Origin of the sequence: Bacteroides caccae (genome assembly GCF_002222615.2) — a bacterium.
GTDB lineage: Bacteria > Bacteroidota > Bacteroidia > Bacteroidales > Bacteroidaceae > Bacteroides > Bacteroides caccae.
In genome coordinates, this window is record NZ_CP022412.2 from 464,538 (window position 1) to 477,373 (window position 12,836).

The 12,836-nt window shown below is 39.1% G+C and carries 9 protein-coding genes; all 9 read right to left on the reverse strand.

Annotation, left to right across the window (positions count from 1 at the left end; translation table 11 throughout):
• Positions 1-5: 5 nt before the first annotated feature.
• The gene (locus tag CGC64_RS02045) at positions 6-2,939 is read right to left on the reverse strand and encodes a type I restriction endonuclease subunit R (RefSeq protein WP_005675367.1); all 2,934 of its coding nucleotides are present in this window, start codon (positions 2,937-2,939) and stop codon (positions 6-8) included.
• A 20-nt stretch (positions 2,940-2,959) separates the two neighbouring features.
• Positions 2,960-4,045, reverse strand: coding sequence for a restriction endonuclease subunit S (locus CGC64_RS02050; RefSeq protein ID WP_005675366.1), 1,086 nt, complete (start codon positions 4,043-4,045; stop codon positions 2,960-2,962).
• A gap of 1 nt (position 4,046) precedes the next feature.
• Positions 4,047-5,033, reverse strand: a complete 987-nt coding sequence (gene xerA, locus CGC64_RS02055) for a site-specific tyrosine recombinase/integron integrase (RefSeq protein ID WP_005675365.1) — start codon at positions 5,031-5,033, stop codon at positions 4,047-4,049.
• Between the two features lie 102 nt (positions 5,034-5,135).
• The gene (locus tag CGC64_RS02060) at positions 5,136-6,578 is read right to left on the reverse strand and encodes a Fic family protein (RefSeq protein WP_005675364.1); all 1,443 of its coding nucleotides are present in this window, start codon (positions 6,576-6,578) and stop codon (positions 5,136-5,138) included.
• Positions 6,579-6,589: 11 nt separating this feature from the next.
• Positions 6,590-7,702: a restriction endonuclease subunit S gene (locus tag CGC64_RS02065; RefSeq protein ID WP_005675363.1), complete on the reverse strand. Its 1,113-nt coding sequence runs from the start codon at positions 7,700-7,702 to the stop codon at positions 6,590-6,592.
• Positions 7,699-9,219 carry a type I restriction-modification system subunit M gene (locus CGC64_RS02070; RefSeq protein WP_005675362.1) on the reverse strand — a complete coding sequence of 507 codons (1,521 nt, stop codon included), beginning with the start codon at positions 9,217-9,219 and terminating at the stop codon, positions 7,699-7,701. The genes CGC64_RS02065 and CGC64_RS02070 overlap by 4 nt, the downstream gene beginning before the upstream one ends.
• A 4-nt stretch (positions 9,220-9,223) precedes the next feature.
• Complete coding sequence (locus CGC64_RS02075; RefSeq protein ID WP_085962099.1) at positions 9,224-10,690, reverse strand: type I restriction-modification system subunit M; 1,467 nt, start codon at positions 10,688-10,690, stop codon at positions 9,224-9,226.
• 90 nt (positions 10,691-10,780) lie between these two features.
• Positions 10,781-10,981: a helix-turn-helix transcriptional regulator gene (locus CGC64_RS02080; RefSeq protein WP_005675360.1), complete on the reverse strand. Its 201-nt coding sequence runs from the start codon at positions 10,979-10,981 to the stop codon at positions 10,781-10,783.
• Between the two features lie 159 nt (positions 10,982-11,140).
• Positions 11,141-12,697: a MobV family relaxase gene (gene mobV, locus CGC64_RS02085; RefSeq protein WP_005675359.1), complete on the reverse strand. Its 1,557-nt coding sequence runs from the start codon at positions 12,695-12,697 to the stop codon at positions 11,141-11,143.
• Positions 12,698-12,836: the final 139 nt, after the last annotated feature.

Consider the following 12,836-nt stretch of genomic DNA (forward strand, 5'->3'; position numbering starts at 1 on the left):
AAACACTAATAGTACATCTCAATATATTGGTATGCACGTTCAAATACATCATTGTCTTTTATCTGATACTTAACCCAGAGGATAGCACGTAGTTTCTTTTTGATTTCTCTGCGGGCTGTTACACTTTGGAAAGCATCATTAAATTGACGTACAATGTTAACCACTTCATTATCTATATCATTTACAACTTGTTCAACGATAATAGGTGTGTCTTCGGTCTTTATACTTTGGAAAAGGTCTGTTAAGGCGGCACGAGCTTGAGCACGTTTATCCTGAGGTTCATCCTTTTTCTTTTCTTCTTCAAGCAAGTCTTTTGCTAATGCAAGAAGTTGTTTCAAGAAATCAATACTGCTGATCAGGTTTTGTTCCATTCGTTCTCGGAGTTCATCCAATTTCTCTGCAAATTTCTTGAAGTTAGGATCACCTTTGTGCTCGCCCAATCTCAATCGAAGTATTTTCTCTACTTCAACAATCTTCTTCTCACGTGCTTTTTCATCTTCAAGGACTGCATCTATCACATCGGCATCAACTACCAAATCCTCTAGTGGAGTACCAATGTCAATAGTTTCAATGTTGCGATGTATAATCTCTATGGTCTTAGCTCCAAGCAAAGTCCAGATAAGATTACCACCACTTACAGGACGCACACTTTGATACACTTGAGCCAACCAAGTATAATCATTTTGGTATTCGGCCAAACAAGCATCGGGAGAAACTATCTCCCACGCTTTATTGAGACGGGCAAAGTGGCGGCCAAAGTTTGTCTTCACACCATCATCTTTCAAGCATTGTTGAGCAGCAGTAAGCCCCTCCCATCCACCAATAGTTCTATCAACGCCAGGGAAGAACTCAATACATTGTTGCATGAATGTAGGTATAAGACTTTTGATTTCATCGATATTCTGAACAATGGTCTTAACTGTCTCTTCATCAAAAGCAAGACTCTTTGCAACATCCTCAAATACACCAACAAAATCAACAATCAATCCACATTTCTTATTCTCATTGTAGGTACGATTGGTTCTGCAAATAGCCTGCAACAAAGTATGATTCTTCATTGGTTTGTCCAAATACATACACTGGAGTATAGGTGCGTCAAAACCTGTTAGTAGTTTGCTTGTTACGATCACAAATTTTAGCGGAGACAATGGGTCTCTGAACTGATCAAGCAACTTCTTTTCCTCATCGCGACTACGCTTATATGCCTTATATTCATCTGCTTTATCTCCAGCAGTATGCATTATAATTGTTGTTTGGTCATCTGTGCCAAGAAGAGCATCCAAAGCCTTTTTATATTTGACGCAACATTCTCTATTGTAAACAACAACCTGAGCTTTCATGCCTGTTGGTTCCACATACTCTCTGAAATGAGAGACAATATACTTACAAACGTCATTGATTCTTTTTTCTGCAGTAAAGAATGCATCAACACTTGTTCTTCTTACCAATTCATTCTTGTCTTCTTCGCTAATCTGGTCGGTAAGTTCGTCAAACTCCTTTTGCAATTTAGCATCGTCCAAGTGCATCTCGACTGGAACGGTCTTGAAATTAAGTTCAAGAGTTGCCCCATCTGCTACTGAATTTTGGAATGTATATTTTGATATGTATCCATATTTATCCTCCTCGGCACCAAAACATGCAAATGTATTATGGTCATTACGGTTAATAGGTGTACCAGTTAATCCAAAGAAGAATGCATTTGGCAGTGCTGTGCGCATCTTTTTACCGAGGTCTCCTTCTTGTGTTCTATGAGCTTCGTCCATCAAGAGGATGATATTATCACGTTCATCAATTACCTCGCCATCATTCAAATCACCAAACTTAAAGATGGTGGTTATCAAGATCTTTCTTTGATGGATCTTTTCCTCCAGTTCTTGTTTTGATGATATACTATCAATGTTAGGTATCTCTGCACGAGTGAAATCACCAGTAATCTGGTCTTCCAAATCAATTCTATCGTCCACAATCACTACTGTTGGCGCTTTTAGCACTTCCTGACGACGAAGTTTTTGAGCCGCAAATACCATCAACCACGACTTACCAGAACCTTGGAAATGCCAAATCAAACCTTTACGAGGGCCAGAGCCATTTATATATGTTGACAGAACACGTTGAACAATAGCTTCGCCACCCCAATATTGTTGGTAACGACATACAATTTTAATTTTTCTGCCTCCTGAGGTTCCTGTGAAAACAGAATAGAAACGATATATATCCAATAGTCTTTCAGGAGTCATCAATGATACATAGTTATGCTCAACATCCTCCAATGTACCATGCTTACGTTCCTCATCGGCAAACCATGGGCCCCATTTGTCAATAGGGCATCCAATACCAGCATATTGAAGTTCTCTACCTTCACTTGCAAAGGTTAGAATATTCGGAACAAACATTTCAGGGATACTCTTCTGGTAATGCATAATATCAGTAGCACCATCAGCCCATGTTACAGATGCCTTAACAGGAGTCTTTGCTTCACCGATAACCATAGGTATACCATTGATGACATATACAAGGTCTAAACGCTTGCCTCCCTCCTTACTCTTTCTCGGATACTCCCACTGATTAGTTACTATGCAACGATTCTTATATTCATCATCCTTGCCTGCAAAGAAACGAATGTTGATATTATCGCCATTATCACCAAATGGGTATGAGTTTTCTTCAAATAGTAACTTGCGGAACTTATCATTAGCTGTGATTAGTTCATCAGAAGCTCCGCCACTTGTAATACAAGCTCGAAGCTTATATATAACCTGTTCTGCTTGTTCAGGAGTAATAGGATTCAATGCCAGCAGTGCCTCCATGAGCCATTCTACAACAAGAACTTCATCAGGAAGTCTCGGAACAAACTGCGGTTCCACATATATCCAACCGCATTGTCCTGCTGCATTAATGAGCATTTGCTCAACTGTATTTTCTTCGTTAAAGTATGCCATATGTTATTATATTTTTGTTTCTAATTGTAATATTCTGATTTATCAGCCTGATTGTAAATGCTGGCAAACTCTTCTTGAGCCTCAATTGGAGGAATAATGATCTTCGCATTTCCAATAGACTCCTTGTTAAGTGTCTGGCCTTTTACTGCTTGCTTTGCACCTAGTAACCAGTTCTTGTTTGCAATAAGAAAATGCAGGAAGTCGATATTGAATTTCTTCTCATCAAAACCAGCAAAAGCCATTATTGCCTCGTTGGTATATAGATCTTCTGAGGTAATAGCAGTTCTTCCTATAGAGAGCTTAAAACTCATTATAATCGTACCTTTGGGCACTGCTTTGATTCCTGAATCAGCTATTGCATAGTCTGTAATGTATTCGCTAGTATCTCCTGTATAACGCGTGTATGAAGACATGTCGGATATAGAAACCCATTTGTGGGTTCCATTATCCCAACACTCAGGATTATTGCGTGCTGGAGTCTTACCCATCGATAGCTTAAATTCATCTTTTACTAATGATTCTGTCCAACCCTTGTCATTAGTATTCTGATTTCCAAACATCTCGATAAATTGCGATTTGCAACCAACAAATTCTGATTTATCGGCCTGTTGAGCAATGCTTACAAACTTCATCTGTTCATTGTAAGGGGGCAATTCTATTTTCAATTCAGAGAATGAAGTTTGATTCAATGATTTGAATGATGTGCCAGTCCCCATTTTCTTAATGTTGTCTTTTTGATACATTAAAGCATGATAAAGAAACTCTACGTTACATACGTTATCGTGGCACTTTGCTCTACATATAGACTGATTGGTTGCACATTCTATCTTATTGATTGCCATTACTCCGATACTACCTCGACATACATACATCAAGGTATCTACTGGGATAATCTTGCATGTAGCATATCCGGCTTCTGTGACCTTCTCGCAAGTGTCATATACATACTTATTTTTCATGTCCTCTGCAGATACCCATGGCTTATCTCCATTCCAATATTCAAGATTTGCCTTAGAAGGCGTACCTCCAGTGGATACATCAGCAAACGATTTTAGCATTCTCAAAGGATACCCCTTCTCTTTGAACATCTCGATAAATTGCGACATACTAACCAATGAATTTATGATGAGACAATTTCACATTATTCTGATTCACCATTGCATATTGCAATGTCGTATCGAGACTCTGATGACCGAGTAGGTGCTGGACTTGCTCAATAGGCATGCCCTTATCTATTGCCATTGTTGCCAATGTTCTACGGAATTTATGTGGATGCACTTTTGGAATATTCAAATCTTTCCCCATCTGGCGCAGTCTAATCTCCACTCCGCTAATCTGCAATCTATCATAAGGAGCCAGGAGTGAGACAAACAACGCTTCATTGTTGTCAGTACGGCTGTTTATGTATTTCTGCAAATGAATCTTTGTACGAGCATCGAAATATACCTTACGCTGCTTATCACCTTTGCCGGTAACAATACACTCCCTGTTGTGGTAGTCTATATCTGAGCGATTGAGCTTAACCAATTCTCCAACACGCATTCCTGTTGATGCCAATAGATCTATCAATGCCAAATCACGCGGATTTGAGCAATGGTCCCGCATCAATTCAAGAGATTCATCAGTATATGTTTCCTTTACGGTTTTACCCACTTTTACTTTATGGATTCTTCGTACAGGACTCTTTACTATATAGTTTTCTTCTTCTAACCAAGAAAAGAAACTGGATAGTATGCGTCGAATATTATCTACCGTTACCTTGCTCGCGCCACTCTCGCTTTGATATGTATTTAAATAATGCCGTAAATCATCAGTAGTTATGTGGATAACCTCTTTACCCAACTTAATCAATGCATTATTTATAGTACTGCGATAATAGGCGATTGAATTAGGAGAACATCCTTCAACTTTCTTGGCTGAGATAAAATTCTCTACCAAAATCTGATTATTACTTTCTGCATTGACAGAATCTTTTTCAGTCACGACAATGTTACGGAAGGTGTAATCAAGCACCTTACGCAACTGGGCCAACTGCTCATTATTCAATGAACCGAGCATAGCCTGTTCTATTTCGTTAATCAAGTTCTTAACCATAATCTTACTATATTATAAAGGTTCGTCAATTAACGCGCGACTAATTATTCATGCACTACAATAATATGAACTTAGTCACTCATGAGTGACCAAGTAAAGTGACTAAGTCAATGCTCGTTTGTATTTTTGGCTCCGACTATTAGGTTTCTCGGGAATAGTCATTACCAAGAATCCTCCCTCTATAAGTGGGTCAATATAGCGATGCTTTACATTATATCTGTGTTTAAGACCAAGATGCTCCATGATTTCAGCCATACTTCGAGGAGTAGAACAAAAATCAATTATATCATTAAGTGTGTCACTTAACTTAGTCACTGACTTAGTCACATTTTCCTCATCGGTGACCAAGTTAAGTGATAAAGAAGGCCTCACTATAACCTCAAAAGCTGTAATCTTATCCACATTGAACACTGGTTCGGGATTTCCATTCTCTTGCAATAAGTTCTTTACACGCTGAATTCCACGATTGAACATGTTAACGTACTTCAATCCACGCATAGCCTCTGCAACAATTGGATTACGATAATCATTTACCGTTGGGAAGTTCTCAGGACGAGCCTCACCATACAATCCTCCAGCATTAAGAATCTCAATACGATCCTCATATTGATAAAGTCGAATTGGCATATTGGACTGGTAATCCCTATGCATACATGCATTCATCAACAACTCTCTAAGAGCCAAGTCAGGATAATTCAACACATTCTTCTCACGCAGCATGCTAATAGGCATAGGGCGAGAAGTCACCACAGCATCCCTAACAAAGTTTTCCAATTGCGGTAGCATTTTACTAAGACTTCCTTTAATCTGTCGTTCATTAACGATTTCACTACCACGGTCTTTACCTGCAAAATGAACGTATTGTACATAGCACCCATGCATATAATACTGAGGGTCTTTACCAAAAAGAATCATTGCAGCATTTGTAGGACATTCATGTGTAAGATCATACAAATGAATTGCCGCCAACTGTTCCTTGATATTACGGCTATCGCTAGCCAATACTTCGTGGTCAATTATCTGAGGAAGATATTCTCTTTTGATGAACTCCGTATCAATATCTTTTATGGTTGCGCCAAAACAAGGAGTGGCATCAAATGTTGCCATATATGAAGTTCTACGTTCAAACAAAATTCGTTCTTCCGCTTCACTGGCAATATCCCTGCGAGGACCAATACGAACAAATGTCCTACCGCGATATCGTACAGGTGGAACCAACGAAGGTGAAACTTCTGCAACAAGCAAATCTCCATCCTCATATTCAAATCTTTCCACCGACATAATAGGAAGAGGCAATATATTACCATTTGAACGTATGGCTGAAATCTTTTTTAGTAAATCATCATCAACTTTCAACCCCGATAAAGTTCCATTATCATACGCACCAAGAATCAGATACCCATTCTTCTTGGAATTAGGTAAATCGTTTGAGAAAGCACATATTGCTTCTTGAAACTTATCCATATCTCCGGTAGATGTGGTACGCTCTATTCTATATGTCTCAGTGCTCTTCAACAGCTCACGTACTTCTTCTTTTGATATCATAGTGATATATATTAGTTGTTTATCAAACTCTTTATTACTTGGTCTATTGCGTCAATCGATTTGCGTAATTCAAATTCTGATTTATCGACCTGTTCTGCTATGAAAACGAATTCAAGTTGTTTGTCCATTGGCGGTAAGATACAATCAAAGTTTCTTAACTCAGTGAGCGGCATTCGTGGCATTTTAGTACCTCCAGCTATATCATTTGCATAATTAACGAACTGATTACCCCGCAACAGATGACTCAAAAATACTTTATGCAATTTACTAGGCTCTGGACGTAATGGAACCAGTTCTGTCGTTGCCATTCCAGGCTCATCTGGTATCACAACCTTGTTTAAATAAGGCCTTAATTTTGAGAATAGTACATTCCCTTCATCAAAGGATTGAACAGACAAAGCATTCTCAACATCTTCATAGACCTTCTCTATTATCCTACCAGTATTTGATTCTATCATATCAAGATTCAATAGCCAGATTTTGCCAGATAGTTGCTCTTTAGAAGGCATTTCCGGGGCGACATCTTTAATCTTAGCAGTCTTCCAACCTTTTGTATTCGTAACAGGATTACCAAACATCTCGATAAATTGCGATTTCACCATTTCTCGAGTAGCATCAAGAAGCTTCTTATATGATTGTTTTAGGCGATAAGCTGACATCACTTTTTGGGCAATTTCTAATTGCTGCTTAATTGGAGGCAACTCGAATTCGTAATCAGCAAGAGTACTCCAGTTTAGAAAGTAATTAACACCACCACTTTTATTTTCTTCACAATAATTCCAAAAATCATCACTTTGCATAATTATTGCTAAATATTCTTGTGTGAGAATACTTTCATCTTTAGTTTCTATTACAAAGGTCTTTTCTGAACAGATTCCATCAAAATCAGCAATACTACACTTCTTTAAATGAGGATTTCGTGTAACAAATAGAATTTGCCCTGCAGTAAAGCCGCAATAGAACATTGGTCCAATTGTTGAACCTTTTATTACACCCTTCTTTGTAACATATAACTCACATGAATCTATATGTTCACCACCTACATAATAGATTTTCTCAGTATTGAATCTATCTTCTCTTGTATATGCTCGGTGTGCAACCTCAGAAAACTTGACTATGCTCATAATAAATCTATTAAATTGGTAAATGACTCGTGTAAAGACTCTGAGTTTGACTTCCAATTTTCTAAAAGTTCAGAAATATCTTCAATATCTTTTGGATCGTTGGATTTTACATAGAATTTTGGTGAAATGCTATACTTGTTATCAGGGATTTCATTATTGTTAATAATCTTTGAACGTCCGTCAATATTGGTATATCGGGTATAAATACTCGTTATTATTGAAATATGCTCATTGGTTAAATAACTTTCAGTATTTTTCCGTTCCACTAAATCGGTAGCCTTTATTAAAAGAATTTTATTTTTCCTATCAGTTGGTTTATTTGATCGACAAATAAGAATACAGGCCTCCATTGGTGAATTAAAAAATAAATTTTTCCCAATACTAATAACGGCATCAATAAGATCGTTCTGAATGAGCTTTTGACGTATATCTTTCTCTATAAGTCTATTAAGAACACCATGAGGCAATAGAATAGCACATCTTCCATGATCATTCATAGATGATAAAATATGCTGTATGAAGGCATAGTCTGCTTTAGACTGAGGCGGTGTTCCTAAGAAATTGCGTCCCCATTTGTCGTTTATAAAAGCCTCACGATCCCATGTCTTTATAGAGTATGGCGGATTTGCTAATACGATATCAAACTTACGCAATTTGCTTCCATCGACAAAGGCGGGGTATGCTAAGGTATCTTCTCTGACAATAGAAAAGTCTTCAACGCCATTTAGATAAAGATTCATTCGAGCAATAGCACTGGTAAGTGCATTAATCTCTTGCCCAAAAACCTTTACTCCTTGCCATGGTTCACCCTTTTTGCGAAGAAAGTCCAAACATTTTACAAGCATACCACCCGAACCACAAGTAGGGTCATAGATGCTTTCGCCCGGACGAGGTTGAAGTATCTCTGCCATCAAATCCACAACGGTACGGTTGGTGTAAAACTCCTGTGCCGTATTACCAGCATCATCGGCAAACTTGCCCACAAGATACTCATATGCCTGTCCCATCTCATCTGCTGGACACGCTTTAAGCGACAAATTGTAACGTGAGAAATCTTCTATCAAAGAGGTGATAATGTGGTCGGGCATCTTGGCTTTATTGGTCCACCCATCTTTAGGGCCAAAGATACCTTCCAGGCCTCCGATAACACGTCCATCGGCATGTTCGCCAGGGTTGGCTTGTTCAATAGCAATAAAGGCTTCGACCAAACGCTGGCCAACATTCTCAGTACACTCACGTACATCACGCCAATGGGCACCATCGGGAATACGAATTACTAATTCTTGAGCTTGAGCATTGGCATACTCTATACCGCCTTCGCAAACATAGCCTTCAAACTGCTCATCGTATACGTCAGAAATTCGTTTGAAGAATAGCAAAGGGAAAATATATTCTTTGTAACCAGCAGCATCAATCTGACCACGAAGGCGAGTGGCTGCTCCCCAAAGGAACGATTTCAAGTCTTCCAATGAAATAGGCTCATCGGGATTTCTATAATATTTTACAGGTTGTTCCATAGGGTTATAAGTTTATCAGTTTTCTAAATTCTCCTTCAAATCTCTTTACCTCCTCGTATGCCGCCTTGAACTCTGCAAGCACTTCTGCATATGGACGGATTTCCTCTTTGTGATATTCCACGTATTTATTAGGAGAAAGGTCATAATCCTTAGCCGCAATATCATCAAGAGTCACCACTTTAGAAAAGTCTTCTACATCCTCGTAATTGGTGTAGAGTTCGTATAAACGATTTACATCTTCTGGAGAAAGTATATTCTGTGCACGCTTTACGGTGAGAATCTTTGTGCCATCAATCATCAGTACTCGCGCACTATGTGCAGCCGGTTTCAAACGTCTTAATATCAAGAAACAGGGAGAAAGAGGTGTGCCATAGAAGAGTTTATCGCCTAATGTCACAACAGCTTCAACCAAATCGCTCTTTACCAATTTCTCGCGAATGCGGCCTTCTTCATTTCCACGAAATAATACACCTTGAGGCATAACAACCGCCATACGACCATTGCCTGATGCCATACTTTTCACCATGTGCTGAATCCAAGCATAATCTCCACACGAATCACTGGGTGTTCCCCAAACATTACGACCATATTTATCTGAAGACCATTCTACTGAACCCCATTTCTCAAGTGAGAAGGGCGGGTTAGCTATAACGCAATCGAACTTGGCAATCTCTCCATTCTGCAAAATCTTGGGTGAACGAAGTGTGTCGCCTTGCATAATATTAAAGTCACTGGCGCCATGTAAGAACAAGTTCATCTTTGCAATGGCCGAGTTGACAACGTTCTTCTCCTGTCCGAATATGCTTCCACAGCAAAGACTTGAGTGATTCATGTGCTGTACCGCCTCAATCAGCATACCGCCACTACCACATGCTGGGTCATACACAGTCTCACCTGGTTTCGGATCGAGAATGCGTACAAGCAAGCTTACGACCGAACGAGGCGTATAGAACTCTCCAGCTTGAGCCTTACTGTCATCCGCAAATTTCTTCAGCAATATCTCATATGCATCACCCATCAAATCAGCTGGGTAATCATTGTTGCCCAATCTACGGGTGGATAGATGCTCTATCAAATCACGAATCTTACCATCAGAAAGGTTTTTCTTATCGGTCCACTTCTGTGCGCTGAACATCGACAACACGCCGTATAGTGTATCAGGATTTGCTAACTCTATACCTCGCATCGCACCAACAATTGCAGCACCAAGATTCTCGGAGCGTTCGCGAATATCACTCCAATGACAACCATCTGGAATTACAAAACGATGTTGTTCAGGCAAGGATGCATACTCCTCATCGCCACCACTTTCTTCAAGCGCAGTTTGAGTCTCTTCGTCATATACATCAGATATACGCTTAAAATAGAGGATTGGTGTTATATAATCTTTGAAGTTATCTTGACTCACAGGACCACGCAATATGTTGCATGCCTCAAACAGAAAGTTGTACAGATTCTGCACACCTTCCATTTTAAGGGTTTTCTCGTCTTTGGGAACCAGAGATTCTTCTTTATTTTTCTTTTTTGCCATAATATATTGCTATCATATGAAGATAGTGAATTATTTTGTAGAGTTAAGAAGCTCTTTTACATCTATATCGAGCACTCGAGCTATTTCTCGGAGTGTTGCCACATCGGGCTGGGATGTATTAGTGCACCATTTAGAAATGGTTGCAGGGTTTTTGCCTAAAACTTCTGCAAGCCATTTGCTAGTTTTCTTCTTTTCTACAAGAACTACTTTTATTCTATTCATGTCGTTCATGACGTAATTTTTATTGCTTTAAACGCAAAGATAATTAAAAGTCCATTAAAACCTGCAATTCCTATAATAATTCTTTTGCAAAAATGTTTTTTCCCCTTATTTGTAAAAATCAAATCGCCGCTACCACCATATTTCTTGGTGATAGCGGTCTTTGAAAAACTATCGGGCGCGTCCCTTATTCTGCTTCACACTGTATTTAGCCATAATGTATTTGACAGCATGTGAGAAGCATCTTCTTTGGAATGCAAAATCAGGTTCGTCAGGTCTGCGACCATCCCAACGTAAGTCTGATTCATTTCCTCCGCCTCCACCCCCTGATGGAACTACATAATCTCCACCTATAAGAGCTGTTGCTACAGCACATAATTCATCACGTAAAGATGGTATCGAAAGGTAGTCAAAAGTCTTCAATGCCAAATTAGACCAGTAATTCATACATTCAGTAAGAGTCTTGTTTTCTGCTTTCAACGTATGGACTTCTTTCATATCCACCAAAATGTTCTGGCGAACAGCTTCAACTTGATTAGCAGCTTCATTTCTATAAAGTTCTTCCAATTTACGCCCCATAGCGGTAAATTGCTTCTCGATAATTGTATTTTGGCGTTCCAGCCACTTATCGGTTCCAAACATTGGCGGTTTTTCTGTAATCTGTGGCGCATTAAACTCAATCTTGTAATTCTTGAACGGTCTATTCACAGAATGAATGTTTTGGATATCTTTCAGTAACGAGTCTAACTCCTGCTGCTTTATCATCAACTTGGTTTCCTTATCATCGAGTCTTTCTTGGCAATCTTGTATCAAATCCTCAATGCACGCTTTCTTGTTTTGATATTCAGCCAATACAACACGTCCTGCAGCCAAATCTTTCTCCAAGATTTTTAATTCATCGGAAAACATTTTCATTTCAGCCTCGATATTATCTTTCATGGTTTGCAATCCTCTGATGGCCTTTTCCATCTTCTTCTGCTCCTTTGCGAGTTTACGGATATAATCTCGCTTATTCAGATGCTGGATATTGCGACCTTCTACGCTGTCCCCCCTCTCCAAACCGTATTTGCTACCAACTTCTTCATAGAGTGAGGTATGCATTTCCTTGAGTATTGAACCATACTCATATTTATTCTTTCCGAATTTTGCAGACCACATCACACATTCACGGCCACTTTTAGGACGTACCCCAACAGGAACAATAAGTGCATGAATATGTGGTGACGTTTCATCAAGATGAACCTGAAAGCCGATGATATTCTCTTTCCCATACCTACGGCAACACCAATTATATACATCCAAAGCCCATTGCTCCACCTCTTTGCATCTATGTATATGGCTATTGTCCGAACCTTTATCCAGTTTTAGATCCTGAGTGCCAAATGCCATTCCCAATGTACGCTCTCGATTGCCACCAAAGATGAGACGAGCACAACAATTGGGCTGAATCTTACTATCCGCTTTGAATGGACGCCAACCAAGTTCATTTAGCCGTTCTTGCAAGCGAACATCAAGTCTTTTATCCTGATAGCCCAAAGAGTGAATCTTACCATCGGGGCCAATCTCAAAATTAAGCCTCATTCTGGTTTTGTCGTAGTTATTAATAGAATCGTTGTTCTTAGAATCAATCATCTTATCATCCCATCTTCTTTCGTTTTCATTGGCTTCTGCTGCGCCAAAAGATTTGCATGCATCTAAATGCATGGCTTGTTTAATACTTTCATTCATAGATCTAATGTTTTAAAAGTTACACATTTGAGCTTGCTCATTTAGAGTTGTGTTTGCCAACCACAAATGGGAGTTTCTTGCTGCAAAGCAAAAAGTCCTTATTGTGTTATGGGTTTTATTTTAACTCCTGGAACAAGTT